The 23,341-nt window shown below is 57.6% G+C and carries 15 protein-coding genes, 1 tRNA gene and 1 pseudogene; 8 read left to right on the top strand and 9 right to left on the bottom strand.

Translation table 11 applies throughout. The features are described from left to right. Positions 1 to 496 (bottom strand): PPC domain-containing protein (locus AB1772_02585; protein MEW5795224.1); only part of this gene is annotated, 496 nt, incomplete at its 3' end. A gap of 1,488 nt (positions 497 to 1,984) precedes the next feature. Beyond that, positions 1,985 to 2,356: pseudogene (locus tag AB1772_02580) on the bottom strand (Ser-Thr-rich GPI-anchored membrane family protein). A gap of 221 nt (positions 2,357 to 2,577) precedes the next feature. Here AB1772_02580 and AB1772_02575 point away from each other — a divergent pair. Both AB1772_02575 and amrB read left to right on the top strand, forming a co-directional pair. Next, positions 2,578 to 2,661: transfer RNA gene (locus tag AB1772_02575), tRNA-Leu, on the top strand. A 97-nt stretch (positions 2,662 to 2,758) separates the two neighbouring features. Further along, complete coding sequence (gene amrB / locus AB1772_02570) at positions 2,759 to 4,228, top strand: AmmeMemoRadiSam system protein B (protein MEW5795223.1); 1,470 nt, start codon at positions 2,759 to 2,761, stop codon at positions 4,226 to 4,228. Between the two features lie 268 nt (positions 4,229 to 4,496). Here the strand turns inward: amrB and AB1772_02565 are convergent, their stop codons facing one another. From AB1772_02565 to AB1772_02555, 3 genes are all read right to left on the bottom strand, one after another. Further along, positions 4,497 to 6,254 carry a methyl-accepting chemotaxis protein gene (locus AB1772_02565; GenBank protein ID MEW5795222.1) on the bottom strand — a complete coding sequence of 586 codons (1,758 nt, stop codon included), beginning with the start codon at positions 6,252 to 6,254 and terminating at the stop codon, positions 4,497 to 4,499. Positions 6,255 to 6,430: 176 nt separating this feature from the next. Further along, a complete protein-coding gene (locus tag AB1772_02560; protein MEW5795221.1) occupies positions 6,431 to 7,222 on the bottom strand; it encodes a LuxR C-terminal-related transcriptional regulator in 792 nt (263 codons plus the stop codon). Positions 7,223 to 7,624: 402 nt separating this feature from the next. Beyond that, the gene (locus AB1772_02555; protein ID MEW5795220.1) at positions 7,625 to 9,235 is read right to left on the bottom strand and encodes a phosphoenolpyruvate carboxykinase; all 1,611 of its coding nucleotides are present in this window, start codon (positions 9,233 to 9,235) and stop codon (positions 7,625 to 7,627) included. 211 nt (positions 9,236 to 9,446) lie between these two features. On the opposite strand from AB1772_02555, the gene AB1772_02550 reads away from it, so the two are divergent. From AB1772_02550 to AB1772_02540, 3 genes are read left to right on the top strand one after another with little or no spacing between them, the layout of a single operon-like run. Next, on the top strand, positions 9,447 to 10,469 hold the full coding sequence (locus tag AB1772_02550; protein ID MEW5795219.1) for a GSU2203 family decaheme c-type cytochrome: 1,023 nt from the start codon (positions 9,447 to 9,449) through the stop codon (positions 10,467 to 10,469). Between the two features lie 13 nt (positions 10,470 to 10,482). After that, on the top strand, positions 10,483 to 12,198 hold the full coding sequence (locus AB1772_02545) for a GSU2204 family CXXCH-containing (seleno)protein (GenBank protein MEW5795218.1): 1,716 nt from the start codon (positions 10,483 to 10,485) through the stop codon (positions 12,196 to 12,198). Between the two features lie 51 nt (positions 12,199 to 12,249). Further along, positions 12,250 to 12,660, top strand: a complete 411-nt coding sequence (locus AB1772_02540; GenBank protein MEW5795217.1) for a hypothetical protein — start codon at positions 12,250 to 12,252, stop codon at positions 12,658 to 12,660. Positions 12,661 to 12,917: 257 nt separating this feature from the next. Here AB1772_02540 and AB1772_02535 read toward each other — a convergent pair whose 3' ends face one another. The 4 genes from AB1772_02535 to AB1772_02520 form a co-directional block, all read right to left on the bottom strand. Then, the gene (locus AB1772_02535) at positions 12,918 to 13,970 is read right to left on the bottom strand and encodes a 3-oxoacyl-[acyl-carrier-protein] synthase III C-terminal domain-containing protein (protein MEW5795216.1); all 1,053 of its coding nucleotides are present in this window, start codon (positions 13,968 to 13,970) and stop codon (positions 12,918 to 12,920) included. A gap of 185 nt (positions 13,971 to 14,155) precedes the next feature. Continuing rightward, complete coding sequence (locus AB1772_02530; GenBank protein ID MEW5795215.1) at positions 14,156 to 15,358, bottom strand: MopE-related protein; 1,203 nt, start codon at positions 15,356 to 15,358, stop codon at positions 14,156 to 14,158. 320 nt (positions 15,359 to 15,678) lie between these two features. Then, complete coding sequence (locus AB1772_02525) at positions 15,679 to 16,107, bottom strand: DUF2914 domain-containing protein (GenBank protein MEW5795214.1); 429 nt, start codon at positions 16,105 to 16,107, stop codon at positions 15,679 to 15,681. A 199-nt stretch (positions 16,108 to 16,306) separates the two neighbouring features. Then, complete coding sequence (locus tag AB1772_02520; GenBank protein MEW5795213.1) at positions 16,307 to 18,811, bottom strand: SBBP repeat-containing protein; 2,505 nt, start codon at positions 18,809 to 18,811, stop codon at positions 16,307 to 16,309. Positions 18,812 to 18,994: 183 nt separating this feature from the next. Here AB1772_02520 and AB1772_02515 point away from each other — a divergent pair, with 183 nt between their 5' ends. The 3 genes from AB1772_02515 to AB1772_02505 are packed head-to-tail and all read left to right on the top strand — an operon-like array spanning position 18,995 to position 23,198. Next, the gene (locus tag AB1772_02515) at positions 18,995 to 19,918 is read left to right on the top strand and encodes a DUF362 domain-containing protein (GenBank protein MEW5795212.1); all 924 of its coding nucleotides are present in this window, start codon (positions 18,995 to 18,997) and stop codon (positions 19,916 to 19,918) included. Continuing rightward, positions 19,915 to 21,057, top strand: a complete 1,143-nt coding sequence (gene amrS / locus AB1772_02510) for an AmmeMemoRadiSam system radical SAM enzyme (GenBank protein ID MEW5795211.1) — start codon at positions 19,915 to 19,917, stop codon at positions 21,055 to 21,057. The genes AB1772_02515 and amrS overlap by 4 nt, the downstream gene beginning before the upstream one ends. Next, positions 21,054 to 23,198, top strand: a complete 2,145-nt coding sequence (locus AB1772_02505; protein ID MEW5795210.1) for a hypothetical protein — start codon at positions 21,054 to 21,056, stop codon at positions 23,196 to 23,198. Before amrS ends, AB1772_02505 begins: the two co-directional genes overlap by 4 nt. Positions 23,199 to 23,341: the final 143 nt, after the last annotated feature.

Raw genomic sequence — 23,341 nt, 5'->3', positions numbered from 1 at the left:
CCCGCTCGTAACCTGACGTCACGTCAATGACGAAGAAGTCGTTGTCAGCCTGCCTGGCCGTAATCCACGTCTGCTCGGGCAACGGTGTTGCCGTCGCACGAGTGTCGTTCTCCTCATACTGGTCGTCACAACACCCACTGACATCGTCCCACCACAACTGGTAGGCATTACATTCATTGTCGTAATGGACCCTTATGTAATAAGTGCCAGGTCCCGGAACACAACAATCTATATACTCGTTGTCGTCAGTCGAGCCGGAAGAGCAGATCACCGTCCCGGAAGAATTCTGCAACTCGATGTCGATGTCTCCCTGCGCATGAGTGAAGCGACAATCTACCAACACCCGCTCGTAACCTGACGTCACGTCAATGACGAAGAAGTCGTTGTCAGCCTGCCTGGCCGTAATCCACGTCTGCTCGGGCAACGGTGTTGCCGTCGCACGAGTGTCGTTCTCCTCATACTGGTCGTCTTGGCAGATGTAGATACTAACTTGCATAGCGGGTGACCACCCGGAAAGTACGTTGTGCGTGGCACACCGCGCCTGGGCTTTGAGTGAGTATGTGCCTGGTTGTGGCCACCGATGACACTGCCGGGCGGGGCCCCATGAGCCAATGTTGCCGTCGCCCCAGTCAAATCGATAATCCAATGAATGGCCACAGCTACTAGTGCCAGATGCAGTATAGCACAAAGTGTCGTTTACCGACCCAGTGGCAGGGCCAGTCGGAACTGAAATAGTAACGGTCTCCGTGATATTTACTGATTTCGGATCGGACGGCGGCGACAGCACCGAAGGAACTACTTGGCATCGTGCCTCCGCACGTATAGTGTAGTTATCGAGGGTATTCCACGAGTGACAGGCCGTGGTAGAGGTAGACCACGGGGAGTAGGTGCCGTCACCCCAGTTAAAACGGTACTCGACGTTGTGACCGAGGCTACACACTGAGCCTCCGGCACTATAGCACAGGGGCTGCCCTGGACACCCACTGCTTGGGCCATTTGGGGTGTTTGGCTTGGTTACCGAGTGTGTGGGGGCTTCAATACAAAAATCCCTGCTCGGGTACCACCTGCCTGTGCTGAGATCCTTAATAGATATGAAATAGTCGCATCCAGAGGTAGGAGGACAAGTGTCCCCACACCAATAGAACGATCCGTCATTGGTGGTTGACGGCGTAAGCGTACACACTCTCCTGCCGCCAGATGATCTCTTGAAAAGCGCTATTTCCACGTTGGGTCCGCAATTACCACAAGAGTTCCATTTTATCGTGTCACACCAAGGTACGCGCCATGTAACTCCGAATCCGGGGTTTCTGATTGTTATGGAACAGAGCGGCGAAGCCGTGATGGTGAAAAACCTACCTCGGTACCATCTGCCTGTGCTAAGATCTTTTATTGAAATGAAGTAATCCGAACCGGTGCAGTATCCGAAATCATCTACGGTCCATGCGTGAATACCGTCGTTCTCCGTCGATGAGGAAATTGTTCCAACCCTCTTGCCGCCATTGGAAGTCTTAAAAAGCGCAATTTCTACTGATGGCCCGCAATTACCACAGTGGTCCCAGATAATGTTTTGCGTCCCACCCTCCGCCCACGTGACTCCCCAACCTGGATTTCGCACCGTAATGGAACAGACCGATGACGATACAATTGTAAAGTCAGATCCTCGGTACCACTTGCCACTGCTCAGTTCTTTTATCGCAATAAAGTAGTCATTGCTGCCGCAGTACCCAAAATCATCGACAAGCCATTGAAGCGACCCGTTGCTACAGGGAATGGATCCGGCAAACGTATGTATTCTTTTGCCACCCAGAGATCGTTTGAAGAGGGCTATCTCGATGTTTCCGCAGGTGCCATCGCAGGTCCATGAAATCGTTCTGGTTTGTCCTTCGTTCCAGACTGCCCCGGCCGCAGGACTAGTTATCACGATGTTGCAGACTGGAACGAGAGCAATCGGAAACGCCGCGTTCTGATACCACTTGCCGGTTGTGAGGTTGTGCACCGAGATGTAGTAGTCATCAGCGGCACCGCGGCCGAAGTCATTCACGTTCCACTGATAAGAGCCGTCGTTCGGCGTTGATGCGACAATCGTACCGATCCTGGTGCGGCCCACGGACTTTTTGAACAGTGCGATTTCTACCCTGCCCGTTGAATCGGCCGTGACCGGCCAACGTATGTCCTGAAGCTGGCCTTGCGTCCAGCTCACCTGTGCGGGGGCGCTCACAACTTGCGCAGCACTTGTGCGGGGGCCAAGCTGCGGCCCTGTTGGCTTGGATTCACGCTCGTCATCGCTGCATGTGAGAAGGGCAGCCACTCCAAGGCACAAAAGTCCCCAAATGATAATACTCCTGATTGTTCGCATCACTGCCTCCTGTTACTAACGGACAGTCAATTGAAACTTAGACTATTTGGTCGCGTTGCCGGATTAATGCCCCCCCCCCCCGGCGTTTGTCAAGCGATTTTTTTGGAGTTTTGTGCGCTTGTTTGGTGAGCCAAGCGGCCATAGCATCAACAATTCACTTGCCGGATGAATTGTCGCTTGTATATTTCATGTCCAGCCGGGCGATCGTGGCTCGGCGACATGCCGAAGTGGTGGAACTGGTAGACGCGCTGCGTTCAGGGCGCAGTTTCCGCAAGGGAGTGGGGGTTCAAATCCCCCCTTCGGCATTTGAAGTCTCGCGACGGCGTTGAGATTGGGACGGCTGTGAGATGTGGTAGGGCCCGGTTGTCATCTTCCGTCAACTGCTATCTTACGGCGGTCGCTATGACGGCGGCTGCCGCGATGGCCCCCGCGCCATCCGAGGCCGCGGTGCGCCCGCCCGCCGTGGCGGGGACTTTCTACCCGTCCGACTCGACCGAACTGGCCGATTTGGTCCGCAAGCACCTGGCCGCAGTTCCCAAGCCGGAGAAAATCGACGGCCAATTAATTGCGCTGATCGTTCCTCACGCCGGGCTGATCTATTCCGGCCCGATCGCCGCCCACGCCTACCAGCTGCTGGGGGAGGTACAACCCCAGAGTGTCATCCTGTGCGGGCCATCGCACAGGTACCCGTTCCGGGGCGTTTCAGTCTACGGGCCGGGAGTCCAGTGGCGCACGCCGCTTGGAACGGTGAAATGTGACGACCGTCTCTGCCGCCAGGCGATGGGCCACGATCCCCGGATAGCCGCGATTGTCGCCGCCCATCAGCAGGAGCACTGCCTCGAAGTTCAGTTGCCGTATCTCCAGACGGTGCTGTCGTCGTTCACAATCGTGCCGCTGCTGATGGGGCAGCCGGATCACGAAACAGTTGCGATGCTTGGCGACGTGCTCACATCGCTGGGGGCCAATGGCCGCACGGTCATAATAGCGGCCTCAGACTGGCAGCACTACCATTCGGCTAAAGAAGGCCGGCCGCTTGACTCGCTGGGGATCGAGTGCGTGCGGAGTCTCGATGCCGATCGTTTGGAACGTCTTCTCGGCACGGGCGGGGTAGAGGCTTGTGGAGGCGGCTCGGTGGCGGCGGTGATTCGGGCCTCGGTCGCGCTGGGAGCCAACCGCGTGAAGGTTTTGAAGTACGGCGACTCCGGCGATGTGTCCGGCGATAAGAGCAGTGTGGTCGGCTATCTCGCGGCGGCAATCTACAAGGTGACGGACGCCGTTAAGTCCGGTCGGGCGGCGCCGGTTGAGGAAGTGGCCTATCCGACTCGGGCTGATCGCGCTATGCTCTTGAAGATCGCCCGTGAATCGATTGCAGCTCATCTGGCGGGGCGGCCGTTGCCGCGATTCGACGTTTCCGACACGCTAAGATCCGACGGTGCCGCGTTCGTCACGCTCACCGAGTATGGCCAGTTGCGGGGATGTATCGGCTTCACTGAGGCGGTCATGCCGCTGTGGAAGACAGTTTCGGATTGCGCGGTCTCGGCGGCTATGAGCGACCCACGATTTTCACCGGTGACAGAGAACGAACTCGACCACCTGCACATAGAGATATCCGTGCTGACGCCGCTGCAGCGGGTGAAATCGCTTGACGAAATCAGAGTCGGCCGCGACGGTCTGATGATTTCGATGGCCGGTCGGCGCGGCCTGCTTTTGCCGCAGGTAGCGACCGAGTACGGCTGGACCCGCGACGAATTCCTGCAGCACACCTGCGAGAAAGCCGGTTTGCCGGGCGACGCTTATCGCTCGCCGAAGGCGCTGATTCAGAAATTCCAGGCGATTGTTTTCGGCGACGACGACACCGTCGGGACCGATTAGCGTCCGCCCAGTGCCCCACCGTTTGGGTGGGATGGATACCCCTCGCGTAAAAACGACCTCGGTGGCCCACTGTTTATGGTGGGATGGAGATGACCCTTGCATGAACGCCTCTCGGGCAGGGTTGCCCGACAGCTCGTGCGGAGTGATGCGCTCGACCCGCGTGCTGCCCTTCGTCGGCAGATGAGGACATCTGCCGGGCACGTTTTCCCATCCGCCGGCAGGTGCGGGACCCGCGCTTCTGCGCAGGACCCCGGCGCACCTGACTTCGCTATACCCGCGCGTCCTGGCTGATCCGGAACTTCGCCACCATCTGGCGCATCGCCTCGGCCTGACGGTTAAGTTCCTCAGCAGCGGCGGCGGACTGCTGTGCACCGGTTGCCGACTCGCGCGCTATTGACGACACGTTCTCGACATTCTTCGAGATCTGCTCCGCCGCCGTGGACTGCTCCTCGGACGCGGTCGCAATCTGCTGAATCATGTCTTGCACCTGCTGCGACATGGTGACAATCTCGTTCAGGCTGGTGCCGGCCTTGTCGGCCAGCTCGCGCCCGTTGTCAACCTCCTGAATGCCCGACTCCATCGAGTGAACCGCTTCCTCGGTCTCGGTTTGTATTCCCTTGATCATGTTGGTGATTTCACCGGTCGCCTTACCGGTGCGCTCAGCGAGCTTGCGCACCTCGTCGGCAACGACCGCAAAGCCACGCCCCTGTTCTCCGGCGCGGGCGGCTTCGATAGCGGCATTCAATGCCAGCAGATTGGTCTGATCGGCGATGTCATCGATCACCCCGATAATCTCGCCGATCTGGTCGGCCGACTTGGCCAGCTTACCGATAGACTGAGCCGACTCGCGCACTACGGTCGCGATCCGCTGCATGCCCTGGATGGTATCGCTGACGATTTGCCCTCCCGACGTGGCGGTATCCGCTGCGCGCCGCGCGCCGCCGCTGGCCTCGCTCGAGTTCTTGGAGGTCTGCACAATGGTCGCAGTCATCTCTTCGACCGCTCTCGAGACCTGCGCCATCTGGTCGGTCTGGTCCTTGGCGCCGCGGGACATCTGCTCCGATGACGACGCTACTTCGTTGGCGGCGGAGACCAGTTGGGTGGCGCCGTCGCCCATCTGGCGGATCATGCCGATCAAATTCTGGGTCATGGTCTTGAACGAGTTGCCCAGCACGTCGGCATCGGACTTAGGCTCGATAGTAATGGTCAAATCATTGGCGGCGATTCGTTCAGCGGCGCCCGAGAGTTCTTTCGTATGGTCGATCAATTTTCGGAATGAATCAGCGAGCGCGCCGATTTCGTCACGGGAGCGGAACTCCACGCGTCGTCTAATGTCTCCTTCCGAAAGGGCCTTCGCTAGATCGGAGATTTCGCCGACCGGCCTTGTAATCATTCGCGTGATTGCAAAGGCCGCCCAGAAGCCCACCAGGAGCGCAGCGAGCGACAGGATCACGGTTGTGATTGTAAGGGAATCAAGTACTTCGGCGGTGGCTGTGGCGGCCGTAGTAGATTGGTCGGCGTAGTACTTCATGAGTTCGCCGAGTATCGCCTGGACCTCCGTGACAGCCGCCCTGGTGTCTCTCTCGTATATTGACAGCGCCGACTCGCGGCCGGCGCGACTATCGAGAGCCTCGTTGATTCTGATCGCCGATTCATGGAGTCGCCGATGCGGTTCTTCTATTCGGTGCAGGATCTGACCCAGATCGTCATCCTGTTTAGCTGCCTTCTGTGTCTTCTCGGAATACAGCCACTGACCCAGGCCGCATCTAAGTGGGTCGGTTTGCACTCCCACCTCGGTGACGGAATCATCGAGAAAAACCGAAGACAGCTTGGCCATCCAGGTCAAGTGGTCGACTTCTTTCGCGATGGCAGACGCCCGGTTTTCGCCGGCTTCCTGGGCGACGCTTACCTTGCCACGGATCTCGGAATAGCCGAAGTAACTGTACGCTGCCAGAAGTGCAAGGAGTAACAGCACCGTACCGAAGCCAACGCCGAGTTTCCACCCAATTCTGAGATTCTTCAACATTTTGATTACCCCCTTCAAAGTGGTTTCTCTTCCGTTTGGTTCGATGCCCGAAGATTCGTCTCGATGCGGCTTTCGCTTGACGGAGTAATCTTGGCCAGAAAACGGATACGGACCATATCCGAAATGAAGGCGCTTGGGCGGTTGTTGTCCCAGGATCTTGCGCCGAATCGGGAAGATCAGGTTTTGAGCTTTAGGTGGGTGACGAGGTTGTGGCGCCTGTTTTTCAGACCAAGTTTGCGGCGAATCCTCTTTCTCTGCTGTTCTACCGTTCCTTCGGCCACCCCAAGGGCCTGGGCTATTTCCTTGGACCGCAGTCCCTGGCGAACCAGTGAGCAGATCTGGAGCTCGCGTGGAGAGAGCGCCGTCAAGCGAGAATCCAGACCGTCCACGGCACAGGGAATCGTGTCTTTAAGACCGGCCTCGATTGCCGCAAGCTGACCGCCCTTCGGTCCTGTTATCATGGCGGATGCTTGTCGCAAGAGGGGGAAAACCACGCGGTTGAGGTGCGAGGCGACCTTTTGTTCGACCCTTCGTCGCCCGGTGTCAACCTGGCTCGCCAACTGGCGCAGCACTGCTTCCATATTGGTCAACGCGCCCTGTTCGGCCTCGAGACGAGTTCGCAGGATCACGGTATTCAATGCGGCCAGTTGAAGCTCGGGTACCTCGGTAACTTCATTCACTACGCCCAGTATGGTGTCGTGGGGTCCTCTCAGGGCAGTGGCCGTCACCCAGTATGCCTTTAGCCCGCCCAACACACAACGTTTGTCGACTTCGCAGACCACGTGCGTGTCGCATGCCGGCACCCTATGTACCGGACAGCCTGAGCTGTGGCACTGGGGTCCCGGCCAGGCCTGATAGCACCTGAGCTGCATGAGGCGGGAGCGATCCATTTGGACCATTTGACACAGCGCACGGTTTGCGAAGAGGGGCCTGAATTCGGTGTTTACGGCCAGCACCCCGCATGACATCGACTCGAACAACTGACCCAAATCGGCCAGGTCGGTCGCCGATGTGTGTCGCTGTAGTTTCGGCATTCGTATGCGACCTACGTCGGTTAACCCCTGCTCACGATTGGCGTGAATATCCGCTACTGCCGTGCAAGTCGGCCAAGGCGGCCTGCAACGGCTCGCTGGCAAGTGCGGGGAGAAGTGTTGCGGTATCCTGCGAACGCTCGTGGGCCGCCCATATAGCTTAGTTCGTCTGTTTTGGTGCGGACTTTAGCTGGGGAGAAGAGAATTGTCGAAGACCATGCCGGCCCATCCCGCCGGCGGGTGGGGTGGCTATCACTTGTCGCGTAAAGGACAATGTTGGGTTTCGCGCTCAATTGGATAATGCGCGGAACCCAACATATAGCTCTCATCCTACGTTTACTACGGTAACGCCAATTCGCCCCTGGGTCCTACAGCGCATACGTCGGGCGGCGTTTCGTTCTCAAACTCGCGGAAGTTTTCGACAAACAACTGCGCCACCTCCTGCGCTTTGCGATCGTAAGCGTTCTGGTCGGCCCAGGTGGCGCGCGGGTTGAGAAGGTTCTTCGGCACGCCGGGGCAGGATGTCGGTATCTGCAAGCCGAACACCGGATCGCTCTCGTAACTGGCTCGGCCAAGGGTGCCGTCGAGTGCCGCGTTCAGGAGGGTACGGGTATGTTTGATTTCCATCCGCTTGCCGATCCCGCACGGACCGCCAGTCCAGCCCGTATTGACAAGCCAGCAGTTGACCTTGTGTCTGCGAATCTTTTCCGCCAGCAGCTCGGCGTAGCGCGACGGGTGCAGCACCATAAAAGGGGCGCCGAAACAGGCCGAGAACGTGGCGGTCGGTTCTTTCACGCCCGCCTCGGTGCCGGCCACCTTGGCGGTGTAGCCGGAAATGAAATGATACATTGCCTGCTCGGGAGTGAGCCTGGCGATAGGCGGAAACACGCCGAATGCATCGGCAGTCAACATGATGATGTTTCGGGGTTGCCCGGCCATCGACTCCCGCAGAGCATTAGGCACATGGCTGATCGGATAGGCGGCGCGGGTGTTTTCGGTCAATGAAATATCATCCAGGTCGACCCGTCGGGTGACGTTGTCGATCCCAATATTTTCGAGAATGGTCCCGAATCGCCTGGTGGTCGCGAAGATTTCCGGCTCGGATTCCTTCGAGAGCCGTACTACTTTGGCGTAGCAACCCCCCTCGAAGTTGAATATTCCGTCGGCGCTCCAGCCGTGCTCGTCATCACCGATCAGCCGGCGTTTCGGATCTGCCGATAACGTGGTTTTGCCGGTTCCGGAGAGGCCGAAGAACAGGGCGACATCGTCGTCACGACCTATGTTGGCGCTGCAGTGCATCGACAGGACATTCTCCTGAGGCAAGAGATAGTTCAGGACGGTGAAGATCGACTTCTTGATTTCTCCCGCATACGAAGTGCCGCCGATAAGGACCAATTTGCGCTTGAGGTTCAGTATGATGAAGGCTTCGGAATTGGTGCCGTCGAATTCGGGGATAGCCTGAAAATTCGGTACATGGAGCACGGTAAACTCCGGCACGTGGGCGGACAACTCATCGGGAGTGGCGCGGATAAACATCGTTCGCGCAAACAGATTATGCCAGGCGGTTTCGTTGATGATTCGGACAGGGAGGCGGTACTTCGGGTCGTACCCGGCGAAACAGTCTTGCACATAGAGTTGTCTTCCCTGAAGGTAGGCCTGCAGGCGACGGAAGAGCAGTTCGAATTTCTCCGAGGCGAACGGCTTATTGACCTTGCCCCACCATATTTGTTCCCGGCTGTTGTCTTCTTCGACGATAAACTTGTCTTTCGCGGCGCGCCCCGTGTGTACGCCGGTCCGGACCACCACCGGGCCAAGATGGGCGAGGAAACCCTCGCCGTTGCGGATTATCTCCTCGTAGAGCATGGGGGTGTTGTGATTCCAGTGCACCTTGCCGAGATTGGTCAGGCCGTGGTTTTCCAGCCCGAAACTGCTGATTATCCGTTGACTCATTTGAGACTCTCCTGTCACTTTCTACAGCGGATTTGTTACATTGGCCTGTCGGCCAATTCACTTACCTGTTAGCACTTATCGGCTTACCCGGGCAATACTTGGGGCCGCAATTCACGTCGCGCTATCGCCAAACATCAACCGACTCCCACGTCTGAACTCACAATTGAACTTGACAAGCGGTTCAAGGCTATGTTTGTTAGTAATAACTAATATGCCGACCGGCTCTTCAGTCTCGAGGTTGGGCTGCCAGAGCGCTGGTTGGGTGTATGAAGGAGACCGTAACATGAGATGTTTCAGTAAGTTCCGCCGGTTCGTGCGTTCGCTATCGAGGTTGGGACTGCTTGTTTCCGGCTTGGTCACTACTGGCTGGCTGTCGGTGCTCGGTAGCATTCCTGACGAGACCTGCGCCACTTGCCACGAGAAAGTGGCCGCGGAGTTTAAAGCTACCGCACATGGCAAGTATTTGAGCGATCGGCCGGCATTAGCCGACAAAATGTGCGAGGCCTGTCATGCCGATGGTGCTGCTCACGTCGAACAGTCAGATCCCAATCTGATAATCAATCCCGGACGCATGGATCAATTCGGGGGCAAGGAGCTCTGTTTGTCGTGTCACGACGACCCTCAATTCGACTCGTGGCCTTTCTCGCATCACAACTCTGCAGGAGTGAATTGTGCTTCATGCCACCAAGTCCATAGTCGGGGATACGACTCCAAGGTGACCGCCGGACCGGATATGTGCTACTCCTGCCACACTGATGTAAGAGCGGCAGCCGGCATGCCTTCCCATCACCCCATTGCTGAGGGCAGATTGACTTGCCAGGATTGCCACAATCCGCACGGCGGCTCAGTGGCTTTGACTCAGGGTGACAGCAATCGGGAGCTTTGCCTGAGTTGCCATGCCGATGTTGAGGGGCCGTTCGTGTATGAACATGCCCCGGTAACTGAAGACTGCATGATATGTCACAAGCCACATGGGACTGTTGCGGACAACCTGCTCAGAGCAACAGAGCCCACTTTGTGTCTTAACTGCCATGATATGCACTTCCACGCCACGATAGAAGGGGTCGATGGTGCTTTCAGTGTTCCTTTGGCGCCGGAGCGCGCAGGCGTCTCGACTCCCGACGCATGGAAAGCGGGATTGCTGACGAAGTGTACTCGATGTCATGCGTCGGTCCATGGTAGCGACTTACCGTCGCAGGCGACGTCAGATGGCGGCAATGGATTGACGAGATAGAGGAGAAGATGTCATGAAACAACAAATCTGGTTTATGCTCGGGCTGGCGTTGCTGTTGTCGATCCCCGTCAATGCACAGGAGACCCAGACCATCGACCGATACAGTATCTGGTTGGGTGGACGCTATACGGATTTCTCGGACTATCCTAAGAAGGTGGGAGAGTACCGTCTACCTGGCGACAGTGCTCGACCCGAGCTCGGATTGGCCTATGAGTCATTTTCACCCAACTCTATTCTGACCTTCGACGGTCGTTTCTTTGACGAAGAAAACATAGCGGGTAAACTGACCACCACAGTCGGTGACCGCTTTCGCGCGAGGTTTGGCTATCGCAGTCTGAGTCGACAGACTGGTCTGGATAGTTTGACCGAGGTTGAAGCCCGTGAGTGGCTATCCACCGCACCCGGCGGCAAGATTCTGACCCACGAACTTACGGATCTTGATGCCGACTACAGTTATCATCGGCGCGAGATTCTCTCGCGGCTTAGTGTGAAGCTGGCCGAGAAGCACAACATGAAGCTGATGGCCGCGCATCGAACCGTACTTAAAGATGGATCGAAACAGAGCATCACGACCAGTCATTGCTTCAGTTGCCACCTGACATCACAGGAAGCTCCAATCAAGGAGAAGACTCACGCCATCGAGATGGGAGTGCAGGGAGAGGTAAACCGGTTCAACCTGGGATACCTGTTCGGGTATCGCAAGTTCGAATCTGAGGCCATGCCCCCGCAAGTGCTCTTTGATGAGGCCAAACATCCCGTCAACGGGTCATCGGGTCCTGAATTCTCGTCGCGTTTGAACTATGATGACACCAGCCTGGCCGCCAATGTCAAACCACGAACTCAGAAGGTGACTCATAAACTTCGAGTTAAGCGGGAGATAGGTAAAGGTCAATTCGCTGGTAATCTTGCGTACTCGCAGGTAGAGAATACTCTAACTGAACTTCGGAGCAAGGCAGTAAGTGGCGCGGCCAACTATGCAGTGGTACTGGGACCTCGCACGCATCTTACAGTTAAAGCGTCTGTGGCAAACGTGAGCGCAGATGACCCCTACATCGACATGCCTCTCTATCGCGATGGGCGACCAGGACCTACTACCAACTTTGACTACACCAGATACTCCACGCTGGACCGGGCTACGATCAAGGCCTCAGCCGAGCTGCAGCGACGGCTCTCGCCTCGGCTGACTCTGGCGCTGCTCGGAGGCTGGGATCGCATCGATCGGAAGGACTACTTTGATATTGGCGACAATCTGGTTTCCAGCACGATCTACGGTCAGTTGAAACTGAATTATGCTCGTGGGCTTAAGTACAGTGCCGGATTCCGCTATCGGATGGAGAAGACGTCCGATCCGTTTGTATCTGGCCGAGGGGTTTTTGAAGCCAGAGGACGGGAGATCCTTCAGCGCACCCTCCCAGGGTTTGCTTTCCGTTTCTATTTCGAGCGTGAGCAGTTGCGTTATCAAGCGATCACGACAGAACCTACTGACTCTCACGAGGGGCAACTTACGGCGGCTTATCGCCCCTCAGGCAAAACCAGTCTCAATTTCGTTTTGAAGGGGGTCTATGACAAGAACGGTGACCTGGATTCACTCGATGTGAGACGCCAGAGCTTGTCCGGTAATGTCGCATTGAGCTATCTCCCCGAGACCCGCTGGTCATTCACAGGAGGTCTGAGCTACTCGCTTGACAATTCACGTGGGCCGGTAGCGGTCGCGTTGTTCGACGGTTGAGCAGGCCATCTCTTTACCGACACCGTGAGTGTCGGCTCAAATAGTGTGAGTTTGCCCAAGCACTTTGGCTCGACTTATGCCATGGTTGATTTCGAAAACAAGGTTGCCAGCTTGTATCTGAGCGTTTCCGGCAAAGCGACCTCTCGGCTCGGGGTGAATGGAAGTGTCACTTTCAGCCAGGCATCGGCCGAGTCAGATCCTGTCGTAATGCCGGATGTGACGGAACAGATTGAAGGTAATCTAACCCACCAGGACTTCACTTTTGGCAATCTGCATGAATACTCGAATCTAGATTACTCGCTTCTGCAGACGATTCTTGGCTTTGAGTATTTGATGGGCAGCGGCGTCACTTTCTCTCTTGATGGCGAATACGTGGATTTGGCCGACGATGCCGGCTATGTGTACGGGGTTGAATCGGGCAGCCTCTTTCTGATTCGAAGTGGCTTCCGGTTCGATTTCTGAACTCGTTACCACATGGAACTGTGTGTATCCCGGAAAGGGTCGCCATTGATGGCGACCCTTTCTTGCTGCGCTCAAGGTGCAGCAGAACAAACTGTCTACTGACCGGAACTAGTGCCTTCCCAATGAATAACTCCTAATCGTGGGCGGCAGGCCTCCCGAGGCTGTCCCATCCAAGTCCTTCTTCGATACACCGGCAGACGAGGACCCGCCGTCGGCGGGCCGCGCACGGACAAATGTCTATTGACCCGAAGCTGCCATTAGCATTGCACCAGAAGCGACTCGGAGCAGAAGCCCGGCCCGAGGGCGGAGACAAGACCGTAACCCGACCGCTGCGGCGTATTCTCCTGCAAAAAGCGGCTGATGACAAAGAGCACCGACACCGATGACATGTTGCCGTAGTCGCGAAGGATCGCGCGCGAGAGGGCAAAGAGGTCGCCGTTGACGCCGTAAGCTGATTCGTACGCCTGAACCACTTTCACGCCTCCGGGGTGGTACAAGAAGTAGTTGATGCTCGCGCGATCCAGATTGTGTTTGGCGAGGAAAGAATCCAGTTCGGCCGCGGCGTGCTGAGCGACGATATCGGGAATGCGACGGTCAAACACGACCTGCATACCGCGAGCCACGATGTTCCAGCCCATGACGCTCAAGGAATCGGGGTAAAAGCTACTTTTAGTGTCCAGTATAGTGAGTCCCTCAGAGTGAAGCTCATCGCCACAAACGAGAGTTGCGGCCGCTCCTTCGCCGAATAAGGCGCATGCTACCAGGTTGCTCTTGGAATAGTCGTCCCGGATAAATGTCAGACCGCATAGTTCGACCGCCACCAGCAGAACCCGGTGGTCCGGGTGTCCCAGCAGGTAGTGATACGCGTGGGCGAGGCCCGCCGCGCCGCCGGCGCAGCCGAGTCCCCAGATAGGGGTGCGGCGTATATCTCGGCGTAAGCCGAGGACATTGATTAGACGCGCATCGATCGACGGTGTCGCCAGACCAGTGGTGTTTACGTAGATGATGTAATCGATTTGAGCAGAGTCGGTGCCGGTTCGATTCAGAACTTGCTGGGCGGCCTCAGCCCCCAGGCGGGTGGCCGACTCGATATAAAGTTGATTCTTTTCGTCCAGCGAATGGTCGGTGGCGAACCACTCCACCGGCACCGAGAAATAGCGTGACTGGATTCCCGCGTTGTCAAACAAGGGCATAAGGCGATCGATATCGGAAAGGTGTTCGCCAAACAGGCGTGCGGCAAAGGTACGGGCCTGATCCTGAGACACCCGGTACGCCGGCACGGCAGTGGCGATAGCTGTTAGTTTTGGCATGGCACCTCTCCGGCGGAACACTCTAGTCTAGAGAACCACTGGAGAGAACATAATGTTCGCCGCGCATCGCCGGCCATTGGCCCGAACTCGGCACAAGCAAAGACAGGCCTCGCCAGAATGCGGCCTGCCTTAAACTGGAAGAAGCAGGTCTTTGCTGCAGAACTCTCAACTGCCCGAACACCGGACTACAGGCAGTCGGGCAAACCAAGCGACGACCCGGTGATGAACAGATAGTCAATCAGGACGGTGATATCGCCAATCGTGATATCATCGCAGGTTGCAGTCAGACCGCCGGACTGGTTGATATCCGCCTCGAGCAGGCAGCTAATAACCCCATCGCAGGTCCCTGTGATGAACTTGGCATCGATCATGACCGTCACATCGCCGATAGACGGTTCGTCCTCGCCGCTGTTGTTGGCGTCGCCCACCCTGACCCGGCAGCAGGTGCCCGTCTGATCGGATCCGTCGCAGTCTTGATCGATACCGTCGTTGGGGATCTCCGGCGCACCCGGGTATATGGTCGGGTTAGAGTCATCACAATCGGTATCAAAATCCGACTCGTTGCTGCCGGCGTCGCAGACGCCATCAGGTGAAATCACCGTCATGCCCGCCGCGCCGAATCCGTCGGAATCGGCATCGACAAAGCAAGTAACGGCGTCGGTACCATTGCAGTCCTGATCGATACCGTCATCTGGGACCTCGGTCGCGCCGGGGAAGACTGTCGGATTGTTGTCGTTACAATCGGTCGAGACCGACGACTCCAATTCGGCCAGATCGCAACTGCCGTCGGTGGCTATAATCATAGTCGGTGAACCAAATCCGTCCATGTCGGCGTCTACAAAACAAATGACGGCGTCGGTACCATTGCAGTCCTGGTCGATGCCGTCGCCGAAAATCTCCGGCGCACCGGGGTACACATTTGCCCGGGTGTCATCGCAGTCGCAGGCGGCTCCGTAGCCGTCCATATCGTTGTTTACCTGGGTCGGATTGGGCACGAACGGGCAGTTGTCGGATATATCGGCAACGCCGTCACCGTCGCCGTCGTTGGTCGCCGAAACCAGAATAGTGTCGAACATGAGTGTCGAGTGTACCGTGCAGGTGTAGGGGAAGGGACCCGGGCCGTCAGAGGGATTTATCACAATATCGAATGTGCCGGAAGACCTGTTACCGGAATCCCATATCTTTTGCGAGCCCTGATCGGACGTGGACGTATGTATCCCGGCCACGAAGGTCCACCGGATAGTGTCCCCCACGTTTGCCACCGTGTTCTCGGGCGTAAAGGCGAAGTTGACAACGCTGATGTTGCGTATAGTGGCCTGGGTCGCGGGTGGCATCGCCATGACTGCCGGCAACACCAGTGCCGTTACGATTCGTGTGCTCCTGGTCATGTGGAAATCTCCTGACTGTTCGCTGGGGACAGCGGCTTTCTGTCCTCGTTTCACCTTGTCCGAAACGCCATGCGTGAACCGATCCTAAGCGGATTAGAATCAGGCACACATTTGTATTGACAGGAGACCAGGGGGGCATGCGATGATTGATTCATCGCCCCAGGACGATGCTGCTGATCTCAGTCCACATTCAAGAACTATGTTGGGAGCCGCAAGGTTCCCAGCGCGGTGAAGATAATGCACTGCGCTAGTCAACCCGTTGAGTAAGCCGTCTTCCAGACAACCCGCTGTACGTCCCTCCCGCCATGACCACCGCCAGGCTACTGGGTGGTGGCCGTACCAACAGTGAACGCGACCGATTTGAGAGTGTTACCGTCGGCGTCCACCACCTTTACCTCCCAGTTACCGGTCCACTCGGGCAGTATATTCTTGCGGCTGTGTGTCCGCCAGGAACTGCTCCTTACTGGAAGTTCCACCACGGCCATCTCTTTGCCGTTGTACGACCAGATGTGTACGATCGTGGTCTCGCCGACCGCGCCGGTAATCCGGCTCCAGCAGCACAACGTGCCCACATCGGCGCCGAAAATAGTGCCGCCGCCCGACGGCATGCGGTCAACAACTGCCGTGCAGACCTCGGCCTCGGCGCTTAGCGACGGCGCGGTCGCGGGCATGGTTTGTGGTTGGTCCTGGGTGAGACCGGCAGCGCCGGCGCCCAGGCATAGCATCATGGCTGCGAACAGAGTTCTCATAGAACTAACCGTCCTTTCGAATCACGACGACCCATGGTTTCTCACTTGATGCGGTTCTATTGGCCACTCAAACTACCGCCGCGCAACCATAAAGGCAAGACCGAATTGACTCTTTTGTTGCGACCACAGACGCTGTCTTGGAGTTTGCCACGTCACTACCAAACCATGGCGCGAACCTCGATGAGGACAAAACGTGAAGTCAGAAACAGTCTGGCAGGATGGCCGAATTGGGACCGCTGATGAACAGATAGTCGATCAACACGGAGATATCCCCGATAGTTACATCTTCGCAACTCGGCGAGACTCCCCCGGATTGGTTGATATCGGCTTCGCTCAAACAAGCCAAAATGCCCGCGCAGCTCCCGGCTATGAACTTGGCGTCGATCATCACGCTCACGTCTCCGATGGTCGGCTCGTCCTCACCGCTGCCGTTGGCGTCGCCCACTCGTCCGGTGCAGCAGTCCTCGCACGCGTCCCCAACGCCATTCAAATTGACATCTTCCTGCCCGGGATTGGAGTGCGCCGGGCAGTTATCAAGCACGTCGGGTATGCCGTCGTCGTCCTGGTCTTCAGACAGACTATCATAGAACTTGACCGCGAACACATCCGCCCCCAGCGAATTGAGAACGCCCTGGTACGGGGTGAGCGTGGGAAAGTCATTGGACTCGGTGAACCCCGATAAGAAGACCGTTCCGGCGCGGTTGGTGGCTGCGCTGTAGCATACATCTACACCGGATCCGCCGAGGTAGCTACTATAAATCGAGCTACCATTGAGACCGGATAGTCGGGCAACGAAGGCGTCCGAGGCGCCTCCCCGAAAGTTGTTCTGGTAGGCATCCAGTGTTGTGAAGTCCGAGGACGCAGTCCGTCCGGCAGCAAAGACCGCCCCGAGGGCGTCGACACAGACTGCCAACCCATAATCGTCGCCGGAGCCGCCCAGGTAGGTACTGAAAATCAGGCTGTCGCCTCCGTACGCCAGGCGCGTGACGAATGCGTCGTAACCACCTGCGTTATTGTCCTGAAGAGCATCGCGGGTTGGAAAGGCTGTCGACCTGGTTCTTCCGACCACGTATGTTGCCCCGAGCTTATCGATAGCGATTGCCGAACCGTAGTCATCGTTCTCGCCGCCCAGGTAAGTGCTGAAGATAAGGCTGTCGCCGAGGGGGGCAAACTTGGACACAAAGGCATCTTGATAGTATCCCTGCAGCGAACCCTGGAATTCATTACTGATGGGGAACCAAGGTGACAGGGTTCGCCCGGTCACATAGGCGGATCCGGCGAGGTCGACCGCGATGGCGTTTCCGGCATCGGTAGAGATTCCGCCGAGGTAAGTGCTGAAATGCAGACGGGCGCCGCCCACTGTTAGCTTGGCGACAAAGGCATCATAATCGCCCTGATTTGACTCCTGGAACGGATCAAGCGTGGGGAAATCGTCTGACAGGGTGTACCCAGTCACGTACGCCGCGCCGGTACTGCCCACCGCGATAGCGGTGGCCTGGTCCCAGTCGCTGCCGCCGAGATATGTACTGTACAACAGACTATTGCCCTGGCTGGATAGCTTGGCGATGAACGCGTCGGCCACCCCGCCGCCGTACTGTCCCTGGAGCGGATTGTGGGTGGGGAAATCGCTGGAGGACGCAAACCCGGCCACAATGGCTGAGCCGTCGGCGGCGACCGCAATTGCCGAGGCCGCATCGGTCACACTACCACCGAGGTAAGTACTGTAAACCAGCGAGTTGCCGGAACTCGACAGCTTGGTGACAAATGCGCTGAGATAGCCGAGCCGGGTCGGTTGCAACGGGTTCATGGTGGGAAAATTCGAGGAGAATGTCTCCCCGGCTATATAGACTGCGCCGGCGGAATCAACCGCGATCCCTCTGCCGGCATCGTTCGAAGTTCCTCCCAAGTAGGTGCTGTACACGAGCACCGGATCTATGACAACAGGAAGCGCGGGGTTGTACTCGGGGCCAAGGAGAAACCCGAACGAGTGCTTGTCGTGAAACTGATAGCGGCCTGATATCGCCTTGCGCTTGCCGCCGACCTCCTGGTAAACCACCGGCGCCAATTCTCTTAGTTTTCCCCATCCGCTCGTAATTTCCAGAGCGCCATCGCTCGTAATCGCCAGACTGTCGGCTCCCTGATATTCGATCCGGATGCGCGCATGGTCCGCTCGGGCCGAGACGCGGAAATCATACTCCATTCTGCGACCGTTTCCGTAAAAAGCGAGGTCGATTCCGGGGTATACGTCTGTCACTACTACTGACTCGTAGTTGGGTACGTCGGTGCGCCATAATCCTGGATCGTTGCCCAGGAAGTAATTGCAGGTGTACGCCATGCGCCGCTCACGGGACACACCCGGCCGGGGATTAGCGCCGACAAGAACCGACCTGAGCAATCTGGTTTCTACACTCGCGGGTGGCGTGCCCGGTGCACCGGGATCGTAACCTGACGCCAGTTCCTCGGAACGTCGCGCCAACTGATAGGTGACGCCATCTGACGTAATCCAGATCGCCATATCTCCGGCGTTGGCCCTGTACAAAACCTGGCTGTCCCACTGGCCCGCGTTTTCAGTAAACGCCAGCGGCATCGAAGCCAGAGCACTGACGGCAGACTCGTGGAGGTTGTCTGGGCCGCCTTGAGGCTGAGCCAGTGCGACATCAGCTCCAACCAGTAACGCTGCGCCGAGAAACAGGAGTAGAATCATGTGGCAGGCCAATCGTGTCTGCGGACCGGGGCGGGAAGGTAGATTTGTACGCCGGTTCCTAACTCATAATAAATATGACCGACACCATCTGTCCACGATAATTTTCGACCTGAAATCACGATTCAGGCGGTTCCCATCCCAAATCCGCTGTAGCGTCCAAAAACAAAACATTATAATATCGGTATGAGCAGAGTGGTGGTTGTCAAGCGGGCTGAAGGGTCGATCGACGGCGGAGTCGATACCCGGACCTATCGGCGGCTCCTCGAGGCTGGGCTGTCCAACCTCAACAGCGCTCCCAACGTTGGTTCCATTCTGTCCACAATTCTGCAAGGTGGGGTGGTGGGTTTCAAGACCAGTTGCCTGGCCAGGCGCTTCAATTCCACGCCGGTGGCGCTTGTCGATGCCCTGACTGTTATATTGATGGACCACGGATTCGAGGCCAACGATCTGATCATCTGGGAGCGCACCAGCCGGGAACTGGCCGATGGCGGCTTCACGCTTAACGCCGCTGGCCGGGGGGTGAGGTGTCTGGGTACCGATGCCAACGGGGTCGGGTATGCGTCCGAGTTCAGCTCCTTCGGTCAGGTGAGCTCGTTAGTCAGCCGCATTATGACGGAAATGATTGACTCGAGCATAAACCTGCCCGTGCTCAAGGATCACTCTATCGCCGGGCTATCGGCCGGTATGAAGAACATGTACGGGGCGATTCATAATCCGAACAAGTTCCATGCTGACTGCTGTGACCCGTATTGCGCTCATGTCAACAATCTGGCACCGATTCGGCAAAAAAACCGACTGACGATTATCGACGCCATGCGCGTGCAGTACGACGGCGGTCCCGGTTATGTGGATCGGTTTGTGGCTAAGTTCGGCGCGTTGATTATCTCGCGCGACCCGGTGGCCGCGGACCGAGTCGGACTGGAGATAGTCGAACACCTGCGGGAGAGAAACGGCCGTCCTACGCTGGCGCAGTCCGGGCGCGAAGTCAGGTATTTGCGGACAGCCAAATCTATCGGCTTGGGCGAGGCCGATCTGGCGAAGATCGACCTGAAAGTGCTGCTGGTCGATGATCTGGGCCACGCCGAAGCCGGGAGGCTGTTCGGATGAACCGGCGGGATTTTCTGAAATGTGTCGGCTGTGGGACTGCAGCTACGGGGGTGGTACAGTCGCCGTTCTGGCCGCAGGTGCTGGGTGGGGTTCAAAACGCTTGGGCATTTGATGTTGCCGATAAGCTGTCGGCAGTCGAAGCCCGCCATTACAGAAAACTCGAGGGCGGCGGGATCGAGTGCGGCATCTGTCCAAGGCATTGCCGTGTCACCGATCTCGAGCGCGGCTTCTGTGGCACCCGCGAAAACCGGGGCGATGTTTACTATACGCTCGTCTACAACCTGCCCTGCTCGCTGAATATAGACCCGATAGAGAAGAAGCCGTTTTTTCATTTCTTTCCGGGCACCACGGCGCTCTCGCTGGCTACGGCAGGCTGTAATGTTGACTGCAAGTTCTGCCAGAATTGGGAGATCTCGCAGGCTCGGCCCGAACAGACTACTAACTACGAATTCACCGCACAGGACGCAGTCGAAACCTGCCGCGCACGGAATGTCCCGACAATCGCCTACACCTACTCTGAGCCGGTCATCTTTTACGAATACATGTTTGATATGGCCGAGTTCGGCCATAAGCACGGGATTAAGTCGGTGATGATTACCGGCGGCTACATTGACGAGCAGCCGCTACGTGAATTGATTCCACAACTCGATGCCATCAAGGTCGATCTCAAGGCGATCCGCGAGTCATACTATCGAGACGTTGTCCGCGGTGAGCTAAAACCGGTGCTCGACCGGCTCATCCAGATGCGCGAGGCCGGGATCTGGTTGGAAATAGTCAATCTCGTGGTGCCTACTCTTAATGACACGGATGATGAGTTTACCAAACTCGCCCGATGGGTAAAGACTTTTCTGGGTGTCGATGTGCCGGTACATTTCTCGCGCTTTCATCCGCAGTACCTGCTGACCGAGCTGCCGATCACTCCTCAGAAGACCCTTGAACGGGCCTATCAGATCTGCCGGGCCGAAGGGCTCGAGTACGTCTACCTGGGTAATCTTCCCGCGCATAAGGCGGAATCCACTTACTGCCCCGGATGCGGCGCGATGGTGATCGAGAGGCGCGGCTACAGCACACGAGTGGTCGGACTGGCCGGCGGCAAGTGCAGTTCGTGCCGGCACGACATTCCGGGCCGGTTCGCATGATCCGCGACAGTATTCTGCTCGGATTCCTGGCTACCTCCAGCCAGGTGTTGCTGCTTCGGGAACTGATCACAGCCTTCGGCGGGGCGGAGCTATTAGTCGGCACCGCACTCTTTGGCTGGCTGATTTGGGTCGCGCTGGGAGCCTGGCTCGGGGGGAGAAGGGCCAATGAACTCAGCCCCCGTGCGCTCTTCGTGCTCGGCGTGTTTCTGGTTCCGGTAGCTCTGGTTGCCGTTCGTTTCTCTCCCCTTTTAGTGACCACTACGATTGGTGAGGCGATCCCCCTGACTACCGCTATACCTCTGTCTATTGTCGCTGTCGCACCTGTCGGGGTACTGGCAGGGTGGCTCTTTCCGGTTGTCGCGAGGAAGGGGAGAAGTGCCGACACGGCCATCGGAACGGTCTACCTCTTCGAGGGACTCGGCGCTTTCCTCGCGGGGATCTTCCTTACCGTTTTGGTAGGGGCATCGCTAGGCAACCTCGGCCTTTGCTACTCCACTGGGATGGTGATACTGCCCGGGGCGGCGATAGGGGCGGTACGACACCGCTGGTTGCCGCTGTCCGCCGCGGCGGTCGTGCTGGTACTAATCATCGCCACGGGAGCCGGACGTTCCATCGATCATGCTTGCGATCGCGCCAAGTTCACCGGCTATGTGGTCGAGCAGTCGTTCGATACGCCATACGGTCATCAAGTGCTGCTCTCCCGGGATAGTAGCATTGTACTGATTACAGATAATACTGTCGAGGCTACGTCTGGGGACATTGAAACATCGGAGAACCTGCTAATCCCGCCGATATCGTATAGCCCGACTGCCCAATCAGCGCTGCTGATCGGTCGCGCGGAATTCGGATTCGGCTCGCTGGTTTCGAAGCTCGGTGGGCTGCGAGCGACCGCTGTCGATCCGAGAGTGGGGATTTCGGGGCGCATCGACACGTTTTTGCCCGTTGTCCGCGAAGTGAGCCGGATCAATCAAGATCCCGTGGCGTATCTCTCCGGATCGACCAATGGTGCGTTCGATGTAGTCATTGTCAAGGCCGGTCGCCTCGATACCTACCGTAATAGCCGTGTGGTCACCCGTCGGTTTTTCGACTTGGTCAGACGAACACTCAACCCCGAGGGCGTTTTGGTTCTTGCGACCGGCTACGATACCGATCGCTATGTCAGCGCTGGAACCGCCGACCTGCTCGCCACGATCGCAAGCACGCTCAGAGGTTCGTTCGCGCAAGTAATCGCCTGGCCGGGGACCGAAACGTTGCTGCTGGCCTCCGACCGGGCCGATCTCGACCTGCCGTTTGACACGATCCTGGCGCGAATCGAGGATTTGCCGTACGAGACACGGTATGTCAACGAGGCCTATCTCGGGGACCGCCTCGGGATCATGAAAACCGAGCGGATCGAGGACGTGCTAGCGATGTCTCAGGTGGCCAACAGCATCGCCCAGCCGCGTCTGGCGACGAAAGAGTCCTGGTATCGCGCCAGGGCGAGCCAGGCCGACCGCTCGTTCGCGCGTATCGTACTCGGAAATCCTTATTGGCTCACGGCCCTCCCGCTTGGCCTGCTGACTTTTCTCTGGTGGGCGGCAAAGAGTCGCGACAGCACCCGCGTCGGCCTCTTCTTATATGTCACCGCCGGTCTCGTATCCCTGTCGCTGGAACTGGTTTCATTTTACTTGTATCAGTCGACGGCGGGTTCCCTGTACGTCCATCTCGCCATGCTGGTGGGCGTCTTCATGCTTGGTCTGTCACTGGGCACGTGGCTGGCCGCCCGAACCGTGGGACAAGGTCTTGGTGTGCTGTCAGTCGCTACTCTCCTTGCGGCGACCATCGCGTTAGCGCTGACCTGGCACCGGGTTGACTTTCGCCTCGCACTCATATACCACCTGCTGTTTCTATTTGTAGTCGCCCTGGCCACAGGGTCTCTGTTTATCGCTGCTACTCGCAGCTACTATGCCGCCCCCGCGCGGGCCAACCGTGGTCTCGGCTATGCGGCCGAACTGTGCGGTTCTGCTCTCGGCGCCCTTCTTACTACCACTGTTTTGCTCCCGATCATTGGCGTGTACTGGCTTCTGATCTCGCTGGGAGCGCTTCTGGTGCTGGCGCTTCTATTGCAAGTCAGGCCGAAAGGTCGACGGCGACCTGTCTAATGCTCACGTCCTGAATCCTGGCGCAGCGGGAGGCACGACAGGCACCGACCTTCAGTGTGCGAAGTCGAGCGACCCCGCCCGACAGCTTGCCGCCGGTGCGCCGCCAAGGGGGGTTGGAACGGCGGGGCCTCCGCATACTTAAG

Source organism: Candidatus Zixiibacteriota bacterium (assembly GCA_040752815.1).
GTDB lineage: Bacteria > Zixibacteria > MSB-5A5 > GN15 > FEB-12 > JAGGTI01.
Note: the sequence above shows the minus strand (reverse complement) of the source record. Positions and strands in the feature narration are given on the sequence as shown.